Annotated in this window: 20 protein-coding genes; 7 read left to right on the forward strand and 13 right to left on the reverse strand. The window is 65.2% G+C overall.

Annotated features, from left to right (window positions below; translation table 11 throughout):
* Positions 1-43: 43 nt before the first annotated feature.
* Both D8676_RS16780 and D8676_RS16785 read right to left on the reverse strand, forming a co-directional pair.
* The gene (locus tag D8676_RS16780; RefSeq protein ID WP_121582235.1) at positions 44-1,621 is read right to left on the reverse strand and encodes a trimethylamine methyltransferase family protein; all 1,578 of its coding nucleotides are present in this window, start codon (positions 1,619-1,621) and stop codon (positions 44-46) included.
* A gap of 133 nt (positions 1,622-1,754) precedes the next feature.
* Positions 1,755-1,955, reverse strand: a complete 201-nt coding sequence (locus D8676_RS16785) for a hypothetical protein (RefSeq protein WP_121582236.1) — start codon at positions 1,953-1,955, stop codon at positions 1,755-1,757.
* A gap of 273 nt (positions 1,956-2,228) precedes the next feature.
* Between D8676_RS16785 and D8676_RS16790 the strand changes: the two genes are divergently transcribed.
* Genes D8676_RS16790 through D8676_RS16800 form a run of 3 tightly spaced genes read left to right on the forward strand, consistent with a single transcriptional unit; the run spans position 2,229 to position 5,007 of the window.
* Positions 2,229-3,395 carry an MFS transporter gene (locus tag D8676_RS16790; RefSeq protein WP_245426850.1) on the forward strand — a complete coding sequence of 389 codons (1,167 nt, stop codon included), beginning with the start codon at positions 2,229-2,231 and terminating at the stop codon, positions 3,393-3,395.
* A gap of 21 nt (positions 3,396-3,416) precedes the next feature.
* Positions 3,417-3,578: a capsid protein gene (locus D8676_RS16795; protein WP_245426852.1), complete on the forward strand. Its 162-nt coding sequence runs from the start codon at positions 3,417-3,419 to the stop codon at positions 3,576-3,578.
* A gap of 49 nt (positions 3,579-3,627) precedes the next feature.
* Entirely contained in the window at positions 3,628-5,007 is a 1,380-nt protein-coding gene (locus D8676_RS16800; RefSeq protein ID WP_121582238.1) for an aspartate aminotransferase family protein, read from the forward strand.
* Positions 5,008-5,094: 87 nt separating this feature from the next.
* Here the strand turns inward: D8676_RS16800 and D8676_RS16805 are convergent, their stop codons facing one another.
* The 5 genes from D8676_RS16805 to D8676_RS16825 all read right to left on the reverse strand — a co-directional run bounded on the left by D8676_RS16805 (position 5,095) and on the right by D8676_RS16825 (position 10,001).
* On the reverse strand, positions 5,095-5,799 hold the full coding sequence (locus tag D8676_RS16805) for an outer membrane protein (RefSeq protein WP_183097125.1): 705 nt from the start codon (positions 5,797-5,799) through the stop codon (positions 5,095-5,097).
* 298 nt (positions 5,800-6,097) lie between these two features.
* Positions 6,098-6,796, reverse strand: coding sequence for an outer membrane protein (locus D8676_RS16810; RefSeq protein ID WP_245426854.1), 699 nt, complete (start codon positions 6,794-6,796; stop codon positions 6,098-6,100).
* Positions 6,797-6,941: 145 nt separating this feature from the next.
* Positions 6,942-7,370 (reverse strand): hypothetical protein, encoded by a 429-nt coding sequence (locus D8676_RS16815; protein WP_121582241.1) that lies wholly within the window; start codon positions 7,368-7,370, stop codon positions 6,942-6,944.
* A 424-nt stretch (positions 7,371-7,794) separates the two neighbouring features.
* Positions 7,795-8,679, reverse strand: coding sequence for a 3-hydroxyisobutyrate dehydrogenase (gene mmsB / locus D8676_RS16820; RefSeq protein ID WP_121582242.1), 885 nt, complete (start codon positions 8,677-8,679; stop codon positions 7,795-7,797).
* Between the two features lie 155 nt (positions 8,680-8,834).
* Positions 8,835-10,001 carry an isobutyryl-CoA dehydrogenase gene (locus D8676_RS16825; protein WP_121582243.1) on the reverse strand — a complete coding sequence of 389 codons (1,167 nt, stop codon included), beginning with the start codon at positions 9,999-10,001 and terminating at the stop codon, positions 8,835-8,837.
* A gap of 111 nt (positions 10,002-10,112) precedes the next feature.
* Here D8676_RS16825 and D8676_RS16830 point away from each other — a divergent pair, with 111 nt between their 5' ends.
* From D8676_RS16830 to D8676_RS16840, 3 genes are read left to right on the forward strand one after another with little or no spacing between them, the layout of a single operon-like run.
* Entirely contained in the window at positions 10,113-10,721 is a 609-nt protein-coding gene (locus D8676_RS16830; protein WP_121582244.1) for a dimethylsulfonioproprionate lyase family protein, read from the forward strand.
* Position 10,722: 1 nt separating this feature from the next.
* Positions 10,723-12,192: a cobyric acid synthase gene (locus tag D8676_RS16835; protein ID WP_121582245.1), complete on the forward strand. Its 1,470-nt coding sequence runs from the start codon at positions 10,723-10,725 to the stop codon at positions 12,190-12,192.
* 44 nt (positions 12,193-12,236) lie between these two features.
* Positions 12,237-12,911, forward strand: a complete 675-nt coding sequence (locus D8676_RS16840) for a DUF2161 family putative PD-(D/E)XK-type phosphodiesterase (RefSeq protein WP_121582246.1) — start codon at positions 12,237-12,239, stop codon at positions 12,909-12,911.
* Here D8676_RS16840 and D8676_RS16845 read toward each other — a convergent pair.
* The 4 genes from D8676_RS16845 to D8676_RS16860 form a co-directional block, all read right to left on the reverse strand.
* A complete protein-coding gene (locus D8676_RS16845) occupies positions 12,908-13,240 on the reverse strand; it encodes a cupin domain-containing protein (RefSeq protein ID WP_245426855.1) in 333 nt (110 codons plus the stop codon). The two genes, D8676_RS16840 and D8676_RS16845, sit on opposite strands and share 4 nt — an antisense overlap.
* A gap of 75 nt (positions 13,241-13,315) precedes the next feature.
* A complete protein-coding gene (locus D8676_RS16850; protein WP_121582247.1) occupies positions 13,316-13,711 on the reverse strand; it encodes a VOC family protein in 396 nt (131 codons plus the stop codon).
* A 65-nt stretch (positions 13,712-13,776) separates the two neighbouring features.
* A complete protein-coding gene (locus tag D8676_RS16855) occupies positions 13,777-14,595 on the reverse strand; it encodes an AraC family transcriptional regulator (protein WP_121582248.1) in 819 nt (272 codons plus the stop codon).
* Between the two features lie 153 nt (positions 14,596-14,748).
* Positions 14,749-15,534, reverse strand: a complete 786-nt coding sequence (locus D8676_RS16860) for a TSUP family transporter (RefSeq protein ID WP_121582249.1) — start codon at positions 15,532-15,534, stop codon at positions 14,749-14,751.
* Between the two features lie 139 nt (positions 15,535-15,673).
* Between D8676_RS16860 and D8676_RS16865 the strand changes: the two genes are divergently transcribed.
* Positions 15,674-16,105, forward strand: a complete 432-nt coding sequence (locus tag D8676_RS16865; RefSeq protein WP_121582402.1) for a TerB family tellurite resistance protein — start codon at positions 15,674-15,676, stop codon at positions 16,103-16,105.
* A gap of 16 nt (positions 16,106-16,121) precedes the next feature.
* Here D8676_RS16865 and xth read toward each other — a convergent pair whose 3' ends face one another.
* Together xth and D8676_RS16875 are read right to left on the reverse strand one after the other, a co-directional pair.
* The gene (gene xth / locus D8676_RS16870; protein WP_121582250.1) at positions 16,122-16,913 is read right to left on the reverse strand and encodes an exodeoxyribonuclease III; all 792 of its coding nucleotides are present in this window, start codon (positions 16,911-16,913) and stop codon (positions 16,122-16,124) included.
* Between the two features lie 113 nt (positions 16,914-17,026).
* Positions 17,027-18,478 carry an NCS1 family nucleobase:cation symporter-1 gene (locus D8676_RS16875; RefSeq protein ID WP_121582251.1) on the reverse strand — a complete coding sequence of 484 codons (1,452 nt, stop codon included), beginning with the start codon at positions 18,476-18,478 and terminating at the stop codon, positions 17,027-17,029.
* Positions 18,479-19,366: the final 888 nt, after the last annotated feature.

Here is a 19,366-nt window from a genome sequence, read left to right on the forward strand (position 1 = left end):
CAGAAGGCTGGACCTGCTGATTAAGAGCCAGCTGCTCAGCAAATCAAAAATCGGTAGGCGCGCCGCCTTCGGCCTTGCGCTTCTCGACGAAGGCGTCGAGTTCTTCGCGGATGGCAGGGTCCATCGCCGGCTGCTCGTAGCTGGCCAGCCGGTCCTTCCAGACCCGGTTGGCGCGCTCCAGCGCCGTCGGCGAGCCGGCTTCCGCCCAGGTCTCGAAATTGCGCCAGTCGGAAATGATCGGCGCGTAGAAGGCGGTCTTGTAGCGAGACTGCGTGTGCGGCGTGCCGAAGAAATGCCCGCCCGGCCCGACGTCGCGGATGGCGTCGACGGCGAGCGCATCCTCTGAGAGGTCGAGCGGCGTCATGAACTCCGCCACCATCTGCAGCAGGTCGATGTCGAGGATCGTCTTCTCGTAGGAGCAGCGCAGGCCGCCCTCCAACCAGCCGGCGGCGTGGAGGATGACGTTGGCGCCGCCCTGGATGGCGCCCCACAGCGAGAACACGCTCTCATAGGCCGCCTGTGCATCGACGGTGTTCGCCGCGCAGGTGTTGGACGAGCGGTAGGGGATGCTGTAGCGCCGGGCAAGCTGGCCGCCGACGAGTTGCGCCTTCATGTATTCAGGCGTGCCGAAGGCCGGCGCGCCCGACTTCATGTCGACATTCGAGGTGAAGCCGCCATAGCCGACCGGCGCGCCCTTCCTCACCATCTGCGTGAAGGCGATGCCGGCCAGCGCCTCGGCGTTCTGCTGGACCAGCGCGCCCGCGATCGTCACCGGCGCCATCGCGCCCGACAGCGTGAACGGCGTCACGATCACCACCTGACCCTGCGACGACATCTGGATGATGCCTTCCATCATCGGGACGTCGAGCTTCAGCGGCGAATTGGTGTTGATGATCGTGTAGACCGAAGGCTCTTCGAGAAGTTGTTCCCGGCTGATGCCGCGGGCGATGCGGGCGATCTCGATGCCGTCGAGATTGCGCTCCCGGCCAAGCGAATAGATGTGGAACACCTTGTCGGTCAGGACCGACAGGTCGCGGATGCATTCGAGATGGCGGATCGACGGATGGATGTCGACCGGCTCGACCGGATAGCCACCGGTCATGTTGATGATGTTGTGCATCTGCGCCAGACGCAGGAAGTTGCGGTAGTCGGCCTGGTTGCCCGACCGGCGCCCGCCGTCGATGTCCGAGCAGTTTGGCGCTGAGGCCACCTGCACCATGACGACGTTGTCGCCGCCGATGCGAACATTGTGCGCCGGGTTGCGGGCGTGGATGGTGAATTCCGACGGCGCATGGGCGATCAGCCCGAGGATCAAGTCGGCGTCGAAACGCACTCGCTCCGATCCTTCGCGCACGTCGGCGCCGTGTTCCTTCATGATGCGGCGCGCTTCGTCGTGCAGCACGTCGACACCGATCTCCCTCAGCACGCGAAGAGACGCCAGGTGGATCGATTCCAGCTCGTCATCGGAGATCAGCCGGGTCGGCGCGAAGGGGTTCTTCAGTTGCCGGAACGGTGGCTGCTCGAAGCTGGCCGCGCCGCCGGCCCGTTTGCCGGCGCGCCCGCCGCGGCGCGCCCGGTCTGTGGCGAGCGCGGGTTCGGCTGGGTGGAGCGCAGCGGTCATGGCAGTCCTCGTGATGCTGATTTTATATTGGCATCATGGACTGCCGGCGGCCCGGCCATTGCGGAGGCGGCGACCACTAGCGCGAGGGAAGCGACATGCCCGAAGGGCAGGGACGTCCAAGGACCGGAAGCGGTCAGGCCAGCACGATGCCCACCGCGACCGCCACCAGCACGGCGACGCCGGTGCGCATCATCATCTGCCTGCAGCGGCGGACCGGCACGTAGCCGCGGTCATTCTGGTTTGCCGCATAGGGCACCTTGCCGTGCCGAAGGGCCCAGAATTCGAGATCTCCCGACGGCACGTCATATCTGTCGACTGGCCAACGCTGTTCCATCGCCTCACTCCCGTCAGCCCCCGCTGCCCAAGAGCATCTAGGATCTTCGTGTATCTGACCGATGTTGCGGTGTTTTTGGCCGCGTTACAAAGTGGTCATATTTCATCCGGTCATAGGCGGGCAATATCGGTCATCATTGCTGACACATCTTCGGCAGACCGATCGGCGGATCGGCTCAGGCCGCGATTTCGTTTGGTCCTGACGCTCCGCTGATTGCTTTCCTGTCCGGCCCTGATGACAGTGCCGGGCTTCGCAATTGATGCGGTATCGGCAGTGAGCCAGACGCAGGAACAGACGATTTCGGAAGCGACGCCCTGGGCGGCAATCGCCGGGGTGATCGCCACCGTCTCGGTCTTTGCCATCGCGCAGGGGCTTTCCTATCCGCTGCTCTCCTTCATCCTGCAGCGCCAGGGCGTTTCCCCCGGCATGATCGGGCTCTCCGCAGCGATGACGCCGATCGGCTTCATCCTGTCCTCGCCGATCATTCCCTCGCTCACCCGGCGGTTCGGCGCTGGCAGGACCGCGCTGACCTGTGCGGCGCTTTCGGCTGTGATCCTTGCGCTGATCGGCTGGACGCAGGACCTCTACGCCTGGTTCCTGCTGCGCTTCCTGATCGGCGTCTCGACCAACCCGCTCTATGTCATTTCCGAGATCTGGATGATCGCTCTGGCGCCGCCGTCGCGCCGCGGCCGCATCATGGGCATCTACACGACGGTGATCTCGGCCGGCTTCGCCGCGGGGCCGCTCTGCCTGCTCTTCGTCGGCTCCGAAGGCTGGCCGCCTTTCCTGGTCGGCATCGCGGCCTTCTGCATCTGCGGCCTATGCTTGGCGCTCGTGCTCCACCGACTGCCGGACATGAACGGGGAGGGGAGCCGCCACGTTTCGGTCTTCGGCTTCGTTTCGCTTGCCTGGCTGCTGCTTTTCGCCGTCGTCGCCGCTGCCGGCTTCGAGCAGGGCATACTTGCGCTGCTACCGGTCTATGGCACCAGCCACGGTATTTCCGAAACGACCATGTCCGCGCTGCTTGCGGTGATGATCGCCGGCAACATCGCGCTGCAGGTGCCGCTCGGCCTGCTTGCGGAGCGCTGGTCGGCGCGCGTTGTGCGGCTTGGCTGCGTCACCGCCACGGTGCTCGGCTGTGCGGCTATCCCCATCCTCATCGAGACGCCGCTGGTCTGGCCGTTCGTCTTCGTCTGGGGCGCGGTTTCCTACGGCATCTACACCATGGCCATCATCGAACTCGGCGAAAGCTTCACCGGCCAGATGCTCGTCGCCGGCAACGCCGCCTTCGCGATGATGTGGGGCGTCGGCGGCATAGCCGTGCCGCCCGTCGCCGGCATGGCGATGGGTGTTTTCGGCCCGTCCGGCCTGCCGCTGACGCTCGGCGTCATATGCCTCGCACTTGCACTGCTCAGCGTCGCGCGATGGCGCACCGCCTGACGCCACGATGATGTCCGGCGCTTGAAGCTCCGCCGCCATCTCGTCTATGACTGGGGCATGGGTCGCCAGAAGCGCCTTCAATCAAACCTCGATGCTGCAGCTAGTCCCTCGCGGCGGACCCTGCATGCCGAGATGCTGCGCCTTTGCGCCCGCATCGGCTACTCGCCCCACGCCTCGGTCTGAATCCGCCGCCGGCTGCTGCCGGCTTGATTCAACTTCGAGGGATAAGCCCATGACCTATCAGAACTATTCGCTGAAGCAGCTGCAGGCGATCGACGCCCAGCACCATCTCCACCCCTTCACCGACCACAAGGAACTCCGCGGCATCGGCACCCGCATGATCGTGCGCGCCGAGGGGCCGTTCATATACGACAGCGACGGCAACCAGATCCTCGACGGCATGGCTGGTCTTTGGTGCGTCGCCGTCGGCTATGGCCGCGAGGAGCTCGCCAAGGTCGCCTACGACCAGATGCTGGAGCTGCCCTACTACAACTCCTTCTTCAAATGCACGACGCCGACCTCCGCGCTGCTTGCGCAGAAGCTGGCGGAGATTGCGCCCAAGAACGTCAACCAGGTCTTCTTCGGCTCGTCGGGCTCCGAGTCCAACGACACCGCGCTGCGCCTCGTCCGCCATTACTGGGCGCTCGAAGGCAAGCCCGAGAAGAACCGCATCATCTCGCGCAAGGACGCCTATCACGGCTCGACCGTCGCCGGCGTCTCGCTCGGCGGCATGGAGCACATGCACGGCCAGCTTGGCGGCGCCGTCCCCAACATCGTGCACGTCATGCCGCCCTATGCGTTCGAGCATGCCATGCCGGGCGAAAGCGACGAGGCCTTCGGCCTGCGCGCGGCAAAAGCCGTGGAGGATGCGATCCTCGAGGCCGGCCCGGAAAATGTCGCCGCCTTCATCGGCGAGCCGGTCATGGGGGCAGGGGGCGTCAAGATTCCACCGAAGAACTACTGGACCGAGATCGAGCGCATCTGCCGCAAGCACGACGTGCTCTTGATGCTCGACGAGGTCATCACCGGCTATGGCCGCACCGGCGAGTGGTTCGCGGCGCAGACCTACGGCATCGAGCCGGACATGATCACATCGGCCAAGGCGCTGACCTCAGGCTACCTGCCGCTGTCGGCGCTGCTCGTCGGTGACCGCGTCGCCTCGACGCTGGTCGAGAAGGGTGGCGAGTTCTTCCACGGCTATACCTATTCCGGCCATCCGGTCGCCTGCGCGGTGGGACTGAAGAACATCGAGATCATCGAGCGGGAGGGGCTGGTCGAGCGCGTGCGCACCGACACCGGACCCTATTTCGAGCAGGCGCTGAAAGAGCGCGTCTCGGGTCATCCGCTGGTCGGCGAGACGCGCACCATCGGCCTGATGGGGGCGATCGAGATCGTCAGGGACAAGGCGACGCGGGAGCGCTACCTGCCCGCCGGAAGCGCTGCCGTCGTCGTGCGCGACCACGGCATCGCCAACGGGCTGATGCTGCGCGCCACCGGCGACACGATGATCCTGTCGCCGCCGCTGATCTGGACGCGCGAGACGATCGACATCGCCTGCGACAAGATCGTCAAGGCGCTCGACCTGGCGCTCGCCGACCTCAAAGGAAGGTAGTCTGCCTGCGATTGTTCCGGCAGTCCCGGTTGCTGCCTGAAAGCAAGGCCCGGCTCTACGGCCGGGCTCTGCGTATATGCTTGGCGATCAGAACTTATACGCGACCCCGATGCGGATATCGTTTGTTCGCAAACTTATATTTCGCTCGGGTACATAAGCCGTGGGGGTATCGTAGGTCGGATAGTGCTCCTCACCGAAGTCGGAATATCGGTATTCGACGCGGGCGACTATCCTGTCGGTAAATGCGTGCTCGACGCCTACCCCGGCGGTCCACCCGGACTTGCTCATCTCGTCCTCGAATTTACCTTCGGGAGAGTCAAACCCCGGCGTGTATCGAGCGTAGGCTACACCTGCTGTCGCGTAAGGCAGGAAGCGCCCGAAAGCATATCCGAGTCTGGCGCGCAATGATGCCGAATAGTCGAGCCTGGAGACTGCCTGGGTACCCGGATTGATCGAAACGTTGACAATTCTGCCGTTTGACTCCGAAATCGAAGAGGCCATCGCATCCACTTCAACCCCGAGTACGGCATCGCTGGCGAAGTGATGCAGGTAGCCTGCATACGCGCCGCCCACGATACCACGGCCATCATGATGCACCGCTGCGGTAGCATCTTCCGGAAACCGCGTGACGCCGTCGGACCATCCGTAGCCTGCTTGCAATCCCACATAGCCGCCCGTCCAGCTGAACACAGGCGCGACATCCATTGTGGCCGGCTCGACGACAGCATCGGCAGCGATGGCGACCCCGCAAGCTCCAAGCAAAAGAGCGGCAGTAAGTATTTGAGTTTTCACTAATATCCCCCTCCGACCCTGTTATCGGGGATAACATGAGCCGGTCGCTGCGGCAACGATCCTGCCCGTTGACGCGCGAGTTGCAGAATGGGTGAGGGGAAGTCTCGCGGGAATACACGGGGTTCAGGAGCTTGATCTGTCGACCGCAGCACTAAGTCTATCGCGTCGTCCAAATCGATCCGGGAATGCTATCGCCGCTGCCAGCCACCAAGTTCTTGGACGGCTGCCGCCAAAAGCAAAGGACCCCGGCGCGAGGCCGGGGTCCAGTCTGATCGCCCCCAGTACGTGTCCCCGGTGATCAGAACTTGTAGCTCACGCCGAGCAAGACGGCCGTTTGGTGCCAGTCCGCCTCGACGCTGTCGCCCAGAGTGCCGAGATCGTAGTCTTCGCTGCCGAAGTCGGTGTAGCGGACCTCGAACCGGCCGATCCAGTTCGGCGTAAACGCCTTTTCCACGCCGCCGCCGATCGTCCAGCCGACATGGGTGTTCTCGTCCGACTCCCTGACGCCGAGATTGCTGGCTTCCAGCTCGGCATGGCCGAAGGCGACGCCGCCCGTGGCGTAGAGCAGCCAGGTGTCCATGGCGTAACCGGCGCGAAGCCGCAGCGAACCCTGCCAGTCGCTATCCAGCGACAGGTTGCCGGTGCCCCCTCCGAAATCGGCGTCGCCGTTAATGTCGGCGTAGTCGATGTCGCCCTCGAGGCCGTATACGAACGAGCCGGACTGCCAGTTGTAGCCGGCATGGATGCCGCCGATGAAACCGTCAACGTCGAATTCGTCGGCAACCGGCTGCTCCTCCGTCGGCGGCGGCTCCTCGAATACGCTCAGATTGTCGTTTTCTTGGCCCCAGGCCCAGCCGCCATGGAGACCGACATAACCGCCGGTCCAGATGAAGACAGGCGCCACGTCGACGACGACTTCTTCGACGACGGCATCGGCGGCGAGCGCGTAGCCGCTCATGCCGCAAAGAAATGTAGTGGCTAAAAGTATCTTTCGCACGATGGGCTCCGCATCTTGTCCGGCCGCCCCCCACCATCAAAGTAGCAGCACCTGCTGAATTAGAAATCGCTATTTTAGCAGGGAAACGATTTCTTCGCCGGGCGTTGCGATTCCACAACACCTGGGTTCGCGGAGCGCCGAACGGCTATTCGGCGGCGCTGTCGGCTTCCGGCGATGCCGAGGGGCGCTTGCCTGCCAGGTACTGGGCTTCGCTCGGCAGCCGGTCGTATTCGGGCCAGATGCCGTCCCGCATGTAGATATCGGCAGGCATGGGCGCGGTGGCGCCGTCGTGGCGCACCTCGACCCAGCCTCCGGGCCGGCGGAAAATGCCGAATGGACGGTCGGGCCGCGGCGGCGGCGGAAGCTCTATGGGCGGCTCGGCCCCGGACGTCGAGCCGAGCTTGAACCCGTTTCGCTGCGCGATCTCCTCGATCGAGCGATAGACGACCGGATTTTGCGGCTTGATGACGGAAGTGCGCGTTACTGCGAAAACCAGCCCACTCTCTTCCACGGCAGTCCAGATATGAAAATTGACGCCGTTCTCGTTGAGGGCGCCTCGGTATTTCCAGGTCATGAAACTTCAATGCGTATGCGAATTCACGTGCCGGCCGTTAGCGGGGGCAGGGTTAATATTTACCTATCGGACGGGCCCGGCCGGAAGGCAATGGTCGGGGCCGCGACGATGCGGGAAGACCGCCGCTGCGGCGCAGGCGGGGCCCGGAGCGGGTGTCGATAGCAAGGGTTGCCGGAAAGCAAAAAACCGCGCCTGCAGTGCGCGGTCTTTGCCATTCAACGCATGGTCCTTCGCTTACGCTACGCTGCGAAGGTTACGGCTCCGGTACGCGAGACCTGATCCGGAGCGCCGGGCGGATGCGACGACCGCCTTGCCATCCGTTGTATCGGGACATTGTTACCGCGTGGTTATCGAGAGCTTAAGCAAACCTAAATTTGCATCTTTTTCTCGGTTAACCGGAGCCGGAGGTTCCGCTGTTCTTTTTTCATCTGGCGCGATCTCTGAGGTAGCGGATGATCGCCGAGAAATCCTCGCTGCCGTGGCCGTTTTCGTTGAACGCGTCGTAGAGATCGGCGGCGGCCTTGCCGAGCGGGGTGACGGCGCCCGAACCCTTCGCCGCTTCCTGCGCCAGCATCAGGTCCTTCAGCATCAGCGCGGCGGCGAAACCCGGCCTGTAGTCGCGGTTGGCGGGAGAGGTCGGCACCGGCCCGGGCACCGGGCAATAGGTGGTCAGCGACCAGCACTGGCCTGACGAGATCGATGCGACGTCGAACAGCGCCTGGTGGGAAAGCCCGAGCCGTTCGGCCAGCACGAAGGCCTCGCCGACGGCGATCATCGAGACGCCGAGGATCATGTTGTTGCAGATCTTCGCCGCCTGCCCGGCGCCGGCAGCGCCGCAATGCACGACCTTGCCGGCCATCGGCTGCAGCACCGGCTCGGCCAGCGCGAAAGCCTCGTCCGAGCCGCCGGCCATGAAGGTCAGCGTGCCGGCGGAGGCGCCGGCAGTGCCGCCCGACACCGGCGCGTCGATCGACGGCATGCCGTGCTTCGCGGCGATGGCATGGGCCTTGCGCGCCGATTCCACGTCGACGGTCGAGCAGTCGATGAGCAGCGTACCCTTGGCGGCCGTCGGCGCGATCTCCTCATAGACGTCGAGCACATGCTTGCCGGCCGGCAGCATGGTGATCACCACCTCCGCCCCATCCACCGCGCCCGGTGCGTCTGCCTCGGCGATCACGCCGTTGTCGCGGGCGATCGAGACGTTCTCCGGCATCAGGTCGAACCCCTGCACCCTGTGCCCCGCCTTGACGAGGTTCGCGGCCATCGGGTTGCCCATGTTGCCGAGGCCGATGAATGCGATGGTTGCCATGTGTTCCTCCGGAAGAAGGGAATAGGGGAATAAGGGAGTAAGTGAGTAAGTGAGTAAGTGAGTAAGGCAGCAGGGCAGGGGGTGGTGGTTTAACTAGAACACGCTGCGTCGAGGACGAGCCCCTTATTCCCTTATTCCCCTACTCCCTTACTCCCCTACTGCCTTAAAAGATGCCTCGCCACGATCACCCGCATGATCTCGTTGGTGCCTTCCAGGATCTGGTGCACGCGCAGATCGCGCACCAGCTTTTCGATCCCGTAGTCGTGCAGGTAGCCGTAGCCGCCGTGGAGCTGCAGCGCCTCGTTCGCTATCCTGAAGCCGGCGTCGGTGACGAAGCGCTTTGCCATGGCCGACCATTTGCCCGCATCGCCCGCCTTCGCGTCGAGCTTCGAGGCGGCGGCGTAGAGGAACAGGCGCGCCGCCTGCAATTCGGTCTCCATGTCCGCCAGCCTGAACTGCAGCGCCTGGAACTCGTTGAGCTTCTGTCCGAACGCCTTGCGCTCGGCCGTGTAGGCGAGCGCCTTGTCGAGCGCCGCCTGTCCGCCGCCGAGCGAGCAGGCGGCGATGTTCAGCCTGCCGCCGTCAAGCCCGGCCATGGCGAGGCGGAACCCTTCACCCTCGGCCGACAGCAGGTTTTCGGCCGGCACCCGGCAGTCGGTGAAGATCACCTGCCGCGTCGACTGCATGTGCCAGCCCATCTTGTTCTCGAGCGCGCCGAACGAAAGGCCGGGCGCATCCTTCGGCACGATGAAGGTCGAGATGCCTTTCGGTCCCTCCTGGCCGGTGCGCGCCATGACGATGTAGAGGTCGCTGTCGCCTGCGCCCGAGATGAACTGCTTCGCGCCGTTCAGGACATAGTCGCCGCCCTCGCGAGCGGCCTTCGTCTTCAGCGCGGCCGCGTCCGATCCCGATCCCGGTTCGGTCAGGCAGTAGGAGCCCAGCCACTCCATCGACGTCAGCTTCGGCACGAATTTCTGCCGCTGCGCCTCGCTGCCGTAGCGGTCGATCATCCATGCCGTCATGTTGTGGATCGAAATGAAGGCCGAGAAGGCCGGGCAGGCTCGTGCCAGCGCCTCGAACACCAGCACGGCGTCGAGCCGGCCGAGGCCGGCGCCGCCGACGTCGTCGCGCACATAGATTCCGCCGAAGCCGAGCGGTCCGGTCTCGCGGATCACATCGTCAGGAAAATGCCGCTCGCGGTCCCAATCTAGTGCGTTCGGCGCGACACGATCTGCGGCGAAGGCGTCCGCCATCGCCTGTATGGCGCGCTGGTCCTCGTCGAGTTCGAACTGACCTCGGTCAGCGTCGGTCCTGGCGTCCATCACGTCCTCCGGTGACGTTTTTGGCTATGCGCAGGAGACAATCTAGACCAATGATGCGCCCACGCAAATCGGACCTCCGTCCGATGTGCGGTCAAGGAAACGCGAGGACAGGTGCGGACGGTTTTCGACGAGCTGCTTTCGGGCGTGCAGAGCTTCCTCGCCGGCTTCGACGAACAGGCCGCGCAAAGCTTTGTGGCCAGCATCGACTGGTCGATGCCGGCACGAGAGCTTGTGCCGCGTGGCCTGCCGTGCCTTGTCCATCTCGACCGCGCGGCTGAGATCGCCGGCGAGGAGGGTCGGGCGCTCGTCGCCCAACTGCGCGACCACGCCGGCAGGTTCCGTTGGGGCCAGACCTACACATCGGCCGATTTCGGCCAGAAATTCATCGACAACTACGGCTGGCTGGAAGTCTTCGGCACGCGCGGTCATTTCGCCAACGATGGGGTCGCCGGCGGCTTCCTGGTGCTTGGCCCCGGCATCGAATATCCCGATCATCACCACATGGCGGAGGAACTCTACATCCCGCTCACCGCCGGCACGGAATGGCGCATGGGCGATCAGCCCTGGCGCCGTCGCGCCGCGGGCGAGGTCATCCACCACGATTCCAATGTCAGCCATGCGATGCGCACCGGCGACGAGCCGCTGCTCGCCTTCTATCTCTGGCGTGGCGGCCCGCTCGCTGCCCGTTCCACCGTCACCGGCACGACGGGACAGGCCTGACATGGCGCGTGCCATCATGCTCCAGGGCACCGGCTCGGACGTCGGCAAGACGGTGCTGGTCGCCGGCCTTTGCCGCGCCGCGAAAAAGCGCGGCATGGAGGTGCGGCCGTTCAAGCCGCAGAACATGTCGAACAACGCCGCGGTCGCCGATCTGCCCGGCGAGGCTGGTGGCGGCGAGATCGGCCGCGCGCAATGGCTGCAGGCCATCGCCTGCGGGGTCGCGCCCTCGATCCACATGAACCCCGTCCTGCTCAAGCCGCAAAGCGATATCGGCAGCCAGGTCGTCGTGCAGGGCAAGGTCTTCGGGCAGGCCGGCGCGCGTGACTATCAGACCCTCAAGGCCCGGCTGATGGACGCCGTGCTCGACTCCTGGAAAAAGGTCGGGGAGGGCGCCGACCTCGTCATCGTCGAGGGCGCCGGCTCGCCTGCCGAGATCAACCTGCGCCCGCGCGACATCGCCAATATGGGCTTCGCCACCCGCGCGGACGTCCCTGTCATCCTCGTCGGCGACATCGATCGCGGCGGCGTCATCGCGTCGATCGCCGGCACCCATCTCATCCTGCCGGAAGAGGACCGGAGGATGATCGTCGGCTATCTCATCAACAAGTTCCGCGGCGACATTTCTCTCTTCGACGACGGCCTTCTCGCCATCGAAAGGTTCACCGGCTGGCGCTCGTTCGGCGTCGTGCCCTGGCTGCATGCGGCGGCGCTGCTGCCGTCGGAGGATTCGGTCGTGCTGGAACGCCTGGCGTCCGGCAGCACCCGTGCGTTGAAGGTTTCCGTGCCGATGCTGTCGCGCATCGCCAATTTCGACGATCTCGATCCGCTGAGAGCCGAGCCGCAGGTCGAGGTCGTCTTCGTCCCGCCCGGCCGGCCGCTGCCGGAAGACGCCGGCCTCGTCGTCATCCCCGGCTCGAAATCCACCATCGCCGACCTCGCCGATTTCCGCCGCAATGGCTGGGACCGCGACCTCGCCGCCCACCGCCGGCGCGGCGGCTATGTCGTCGGCATCTGCGGCGGCTACCAGATGCTCGGCCGCGCGGTGAGCGACCCTGACGGCGTCGAGGGCAGTATCACCCAAGCCGAGGGGCTCGGCCTGCTCGACGTCGAGACCGTGATGGAGCCGGAAAAGACGGTGCGCAACGTCGCCGCCCGCTCGGTCGCCTTCGACCTTCCTTTGTCCGGCTACGAGATCCATCTCGGCCGCACCACCGGCCCGGATTGCCTGCGCCCGACGGCGATCGTCGACGGGGTCGAGGACGGCGCGACCTCTGCCGATGGCAAGGTGTTTGGCACCTACCTGCACGGGCTTTTCGGCGCCGATGCCTTTCGTCAGAAATTCCTCGAAAGCCTCGGCGTCAAGGGCGGCGGCATCGACTATCGCGCCGAGGTCGAGCGCGCACTTGACGAGCTTGCCGCCCATCTCGAAAAACATCTCGACTGCGACGCAATCTTCGCGGCGGCGCGCTAGACGCGCGGTATGCCTGACGGCGTCGAATCGTCTATGCCTCGGGCATGGCCGAAATATCACTCTACGCGCCGGTAAAGAAATTCCTCGAAAGCCTGGATTTCGTCGTCAAGGGCGAGATCGGCAATTGCGACGTGGTCGGCCTTCGCGAGGGCGAGCCGCCGGTCGTGGTCATTTGCGAACTCAAGATGCAGTTCAATCTGGAACTGGTGCTGCAGGCGGTCGATCGCGCCGGCGCCTGCGACGAGGTCTGGCTGGCCGCAGCCATGTCCGCGCGCGGAAAGGGCCGCGAACATGACAGCCGGTTCCGGGCTCTCTGCCGGCGGCTGGGTTTCGGCCTTCTCGGGGTGACCTCGCGCGGCGAGGTCGAGCTGCTCCTCAGTCCGGTCGCGCCTGCGCCGCGCCGCGATCCGAGGCTGCGGTCCCGGCTCGTCAACGAGCACCGGCGCCGGCGCGGCGATCCCGCCGTCGGCGGCAGCACGCGGTCGCCGCTGATGACGGCCTACCGCCAGGACGCGCTGGCCTGCGCGGCGGCCATCGCCGAGGGGCCGAAGCGTCCGCGCGACCTCAAGGAGTTCACGCCTCGGGCGGGCAAGATCCTGCTCGACAATGTCTATGGCTGGTTCGATCGCGCCGAGCGCGGCGTCTATGTGCTCACCGACGCCGGCCGGGAGGCACTGCTGCGCTGGCCGCAGGACGCCCTGCCGTCTCCCACGGCCTAGCCGTTCTCCTCGAACCACTTCACGATTTCGGGCATGTTCTTCTCGAAGCCGCCGGGGATGAACACGTTGAAGAGTGCCGCCGGCGCATCGGTCCGGTTGGCGAAATCGTGCGTCACGCCGGCAGGAACGACGATGACGCTGCCGGCCGGGGCGTCGATCCATTCTTCGCCGACCAGCACCGACGTGGTGCCCTCGACGATGCGGAATATCTCGTCGTTCGCCTCGTGCGAATGCGCGCCCGGCCCGTCGCTGCCGGGCTCCAGCCGCCATTCCGACACCGAATAGGCGTCATCCGTCTCCTCGCCGTCGGCGTGGAAGACTGCGCGCATCGTCGGCATCCTGTATTCGCGGCCCTCGCCGGGCAAGCGGACGATCGGTCTGCGTCGTTTCTCCAACACGGCCTCCTATTTCGCTTCCGGGCAGTAGGTGCCGAAGCTCCAGACGTTGCCCTGCGGGTCGGCGCAGATGAATTCGCGGCTGCCATAATCGCGGTCGACCGGTTCCTCGAGGATTTTTGCGCCCGCCGCCTTGGCCGTCGCGTAGACTGCGTCGACATCGTCAGCCGCGACATAAGTCGACTTGCCGCCCGGCTGGCCCGGTCCGCCCACCATCCGGCCATAGGCGTCGTCGCGCGCTTCGCCGAGCATGATGATCGAGCCACCGAAGCTGAGCTCGGCATGGCCGACCGTGCCCCCGTCCATGTGTCTGGCGTTGACCGTGAAGCCGAACGCTTTCTCCAGCCACTCGATCATGCTCGCTGCGTCGCGATAGCGGAAAGTGGGATATATGCTCTGGCCCATGGGATCCTCCGGGAGGTTGTCCGCCCTGTTCTGGCAGGTCCGGGCGCGGCGGTATTGAAGAAATGTTACCCGGCCGCGGCCCAGCCGGCGGGCGAGGTCCCCGCCAGTTCCCGGAACTCGCGCACCATGTGCGCCTGGTCGGCATAGCCGCAGTCGGCGGCGATGCCTGCCCAGCGGCTGCCGCCTCTCGCGGCGACGATCGCCCGGTTCAGCCGCACGATGCGCGACACCGATTTCGGCCCGAGCCCGACCTCGTCGGCAAAGCGGCGGGCCAGGTGTTTCCGGCTCCAGCCGATCCCCTGTGCGATCGACGCGACGCGCGCCCGGCCGCCGGTCGCCGCGATCCTGTCGAAGGCCCAGGCGATCTCGGGCGAGGGCGCATTCCCCCCGGCAAGCCTTTGCAGGATGAACGCCTCGGCGATGTCGAAGCGCCCCTCCCAGTCGGGCGCATTGCCCAGCGCCTCGCGCAGCGCGGTCCCTTCCGCGCCCAGCACATCGTCCAGCGGGACCATGCGGTCGGTCAGTTCGGTCATCGGCATGCGGAAGAAGCGGCGCGCGCCGAGCGGCGTGAAATTGATCTGGATGCAGCTCGACGCGCCGAAGGAATCGATCGTCACCGGTCCGGCGAAAAGTCCCGCCGCGAAGCTGCCGTAGCGGTCGTTGCCGCCCGGTGCGCGGCCGAGCGCTATGGCGAAGGGATCGCCGAAGCTGATGATCAGCGGTACGTCGAGCGAGGCCGCCTCGACCTGCCGGAAGTGGCCGCGCTCGGTCTCGCGATACCCGACGATCCGGCTGACCAGCCTGGCAAGTGCCGCCGACGGCGTGCGCCCGGCCATCTCGAAGGCGGTGGGCATGCCTGGTCTGCTGTCTTGGGCATCGGCCATCCGAACCTGCTCCTGCCCTTAAGGGTAGCAGCCGCAGCCTTCCGGGGCAAAGAAAACGCCCGGCCGGGGGGCCGGGCGTCTCCCGTCGCCTGAGCTTACCCTGAACCCAGGGGCTCAGCTCATGATTCGAAGCCTATATTAATTAGCTATTGCTTAAACGCCAAGCATGATCCTGAGCGGATGCGCCGGATCGATCAGCAGCCGGACGGCCAGCGCGATGCAGGTCAGCACCAGCAGCGGCTTGATCAGTTTTGCGCCGTTCTTCATCGCCAGGCCGGAGCCGAGGCGGGCGCCGAGGAACTGCGCCACGCCCATGACCAGCCCGACCTTCCACGAGACGACGCCGACCGCCGCGAAGGCGGCGAAGCCGCCGAGATTGGAGGCGAAGTTCAAAAGCTTGGTGTGCGCGGTCGCCTTCAGCACGCCGTAGCCGGCCAGTGCCACGAAGGCGAGCATGAAGAACGAGCCGGCGCCGGGTCCGAACACGCCGTCGTAGAAGCCGACCAGCGGCACCACCGTCAGCCCGAACAGAACCGGGGTCATGCGCTCAGCGCGGTCGACATCGTCCATCTTCGGCTTCAGCGCGAAGTAGAGCGCGATGAAAATCAGCACGAAGGGCAAGGCGAGGCTGAGCAGTTCCCCCGGGATGATCGTCGCGCAGAGCGCCCCGACCACCGCCCCGGCGAAGGAAAGCACGGCCCATGGCAGTTGCCGGCGGACATCGACATGGCCTTTCCCGGCATAATGGATGGTTGCCGATGCCGATCCGAACAGGCCCTGCAGCTTGTTGGTGCCAAGCGCCTCGACCGGCGAGAACCCGGCGAGCAGCAGCGCCGGCACCGCGATCAACCCGCCGCCGCCGGCGATAGAATCGATGAACCCCGCCAGGAAGGCGGCGAGCGCCAGCAGGATGAGGAGGTGGGTTGCGACGTCTGACACGGGCTGCTAGCGGCAAGGAAGGGCGATGGCGCGCCCGCAAGGGCTCCCGGCATCCAACACACGCGGGCCATTTGCGCAAGCAGCATTTCGCGCTAGCTTATGGCCCATGACGGACACGGGTCACAAATCGGGGGTGTCGATGGCCAGGGGACTGCTTGCCCAGATCAGGGAGATATTCGACGGCGATCCGGGCGTGCGCAAGGTCGCCGACGATCCCATATTGTCGGCCGAGCTGCTGCTCCTCTTCCGCATGATCCTGGCCGACGGGCAGGTGTCCGAGACCGAGATGGCGGTGTTCCGCCGCATCTGCTCGGAATCCTTCGGCATCGGCGCGGAATCGATCGACGGCGTCGTCGAATATCTCAACGATTTCGGCTACGAGACCAACGGCGCGCAGGCAATCGGTATGTTCCGCGAGCTGGACGTCGAACGGCGCAAGCTGCTTGCCCGCCACATGGCCGAGATCGCCAAGGCCGACAGCCAGTTGGCCGAGAACGAGGTACGGCTCCTGCGCCGCACGCTCGACCTCCTGGGCATCAGCCCCGTCGACGTGGTGAAGCCCAGGGACTGACGCGGCCCGGCGCGTTTCAGGCGGCCGCCAGCTTCAGCTCCACCGCTACCGGCACGTGGTCGGACGGCTTTTCCCAGGCGCGCACATGCTTGTCGATCGAGGTCGCGGCCAGCAGGTTCGCCGCCTCGGGCGACAAGAGCAGATGGTCGATGCGGATGCCGTTGTCCTTCTGCCAGGCGCCCGCCTGGTAGTCCCAGAAGGTGTAGACGGCCGCGTCCGTGGTCGCCCGCACGGCTTCGGTGAAGCCGATGTTCTCCAGCCGCCGGAAGGCCTGCCTGGTCACCGGCTGGAACAGCGCGTCGTTCACCCAGTTCTCCGGAAAGCGCGCGTCGACCGGCTCGGGAATCACGTTGTAATCGCCGGCCAGCACCAGCGGCTCCTCCAGCTCCAGCCGCTCGCGCGCCCAGCGCTCCAGCCTTTCCATCCAGGCGAGCTTGTAGCCGAATTTTCTGTCCTCGGTGATCGGGTTGCCGTTCGGCAGATAGAGCGAAACGACGCGCAGCGCGCCCTTGTCGGTCGAGAACACGCCTTCGATGAAGCGCGCATGGTCATCCGCGTCGTCGCCGGGCAGGCCCCGGTTCACCTCGTCGAAGGGCAGTTTCGACAGGATGGCGACACCGTTGAAGCCCTTCTGGCCGAGCGTCTCGACATTGTAGCCGAGCGCCTCGACCTCCATGCGCGGAAAGCCCTCGTCCAGCGTCTTGATCTCCTGCAGGCAGACGATGTCCGGATTGGCCTCCTGCAGCCAATGCAGGAGATTGCCTATGCGTGCGCGCACGCCGTTGATGTTCCAGGTCACGATTTTCATGCGGGGATGGTTAGCATGCAGACCCGCCGGCAGCACCCGAAAAAAGCACGGCCGCCACGCCATGCTGACAGGCGAAAGCGGGCGGCGATAGGCTGCCGCCCGCCTCGAGATGCTCAGGCCGTCTTCGGCACTGCTCCGACGTCCCGGGCGCGCAGGCCGTAATAGATCGCCCCGGCGATCGCTACGCCAAAGAACCAGCCGTAGACGCCCCACCATGCCGGTAGCAGGTTGGTGAAATTCGGCAGGATCGACGAGAACAGGATGCCGATGCCGGCCGCGATCAGCGCGTTCACGTGCCAGCCGTTCTGGAACCTGTACTCGCCGTTTTCGCGATAGAGATCCTCGACGTTGAGCCAGCCCTTCCGGATCAGGTAGTAGTCGACCATCATGACTCCGAAGATCGGCCCCATGGTCGCGCCGATGACGTTGACGAAGTGCGCGGCTCCGCTTTCCCAGGGCGCGAAGGGATAGAGCAGCAGCGCGATCAGTGCGGCGATGACGCCGCCCCGCTTGAAGGTGATGTGCTTCGGGAACACGTTGGCGAAGTCGAAGGCCGGCGACACGAAGTTCGCCACCACGTTGATGCCGAGCGTCGCCACCGCGAAGGTCACGGCCGCCAGCAGCGCCAGGAACCAGCTGTCGAACTTTGCCGAGATCTGGTCGGGATGCACCAGCAGTTCGCCATAGACCTCGAAGGCCGCGATCGTGGTTATGCCGGCGACCAGCGAGAACAGGATCAGGTTCACCGGCAGGCCCCAGATGTTGCCGATCCTCAGCGACCGCTCGTCCGGCGAATAGCGCGAGAAGTCGCAGAAGTTCAGGTAGAGCGCCGCGAAATAGGTCACCCAGATCGCGGCGACCGCGGCAAGCGCCTCGAACGAGCCGGGCACGCCGGGAACGCCGGCATCCCTTGTCTTCTCCAGCAGCACGTCCATCGGGATGTCGCCGGTCAGCGACACGCCGCCTGCCTTGATCACGAGATAGATGGCGAGGATCAGCATCATCACCCAGACCGCCGGTCCGGCCCAGTCCTGGAAGCGGCGCACCGTCTCCATGCCGCGCTGGATGATCAGCAGCTGCAGCGCCCAGATGACGACGAAGCAGATGACCTCCAGCGTCGAATGTCCGAGGAAATGGCTGGTCTGGTGGAACTGCAGCATGCTTTCGTGGCGGATCAAGAGCGCGACGATCGCGCCCGCCGCCGCCGCCGTCTGCGCGCCGTACCAGAAGCAGGCGACGATGGCGCGCACCATGGCCGGCAGGTTCGCGCCCCATATGCCGAAGGAGGCGCGCGCCAGCACGGGGAAGGGGACGCCGGTACGGACGCCGGCGATGCCCACCATGTTCATCAGGAAGTAGATGATCAGCGAACCGATGCCGATGGCGATCAGGAAGTTGACGAAGCTGCCGCAGAACAGGAACAGGCTGGCGGCGAGATAGTAGCCCCAGAGGCTGTGGACGTCCGAAGTCCATACGTTGAAGATCGAGAACGGACCCCAGTTGCGTTCTTTGGCCGGTGCAAGATCTTCGTTGTAAAGTTGAGGCGATGCATTCGATATCGTCATGATGCTGTCCCCTTGGCTTCCCGGCCTCCTTTGCCGGCTTACGCAGCGTGAGATCGGCTCGTGAGTCTGTCAACGAAACCGGCGTGGCTGGAGGTCAGGCGCGGGCGATGCCCGTTCCGGCCGGGTTTTCGAGAATTTGAACGAAATCAGCCGGTTGAGTCGATGTCGTCGGCGTCTCCTCGTTGCTTCCGAGAAAATCGAACAGGTCTTTCAATGGAATCTTGAAACCATGCCGCTGGGGCCGCTTGCAAACCCGGCTGCCTCTATTGTGCCCACCTCGCGCGGAAGTGTGAAAAGACTTTTCCGCCAAGCCATTGATTTTGCGTGATCTCGAAGAAATTTCAGGGCCTGTTCATTCACACCCCTTCAATCTGATTGATACTCCTCGCACCGCCCTCGCGGGAACCCTGGTCCGGACCGGGGATCAGGGGAGGGCAGCGGTACCGGTTCGGTCGCGCGGAGGTGGCGCGGCTGGGTGATGAGCCCCGAGGACCGGGCCCTGACCGAGGTCGCGCGGTGAAACGATTCTGCGTCCCCTCCAGGTAGGGCAAGAACGCCGGCGGGGCGCGGGAAACCGGCCACGTATAATGTTTGAGAGGCTAGGCCCCGTGCCCCGCTTCCCGACTTCTCCTCCCGTGGCGAGGAGCGTTCTTTGACAAAGGCCAGACTGCGAAAGCAGGGCGTGGCGATGATGAAACGCGCGGATTCCCCTCCCCCTCGAGGGGAGGGTGGACAACCGCCACAGGCGGTTGGACGGGTGGGGTCGCCAAATGAAGTTCGCAACGCGGAAAAGAACGTCGAGCGCTGCCTCCACCGACCCCACCCGGCTCGCTTCGCTCGCCGACCTCCCCTCAAGGGGGAGGTGTGCGCTGGCGCAGCCCCGGAATA

It is taken from the genome of Mesorhizobium sp. YM1C-6-2 (assembly GCF_003666685.1).
Taxonomy (GTDB): Bacteria; Pseudomonadota; Alphaproteobacteria; order Rhizobiales; family Rhizobiaceae; genus Mesorhizobium_K.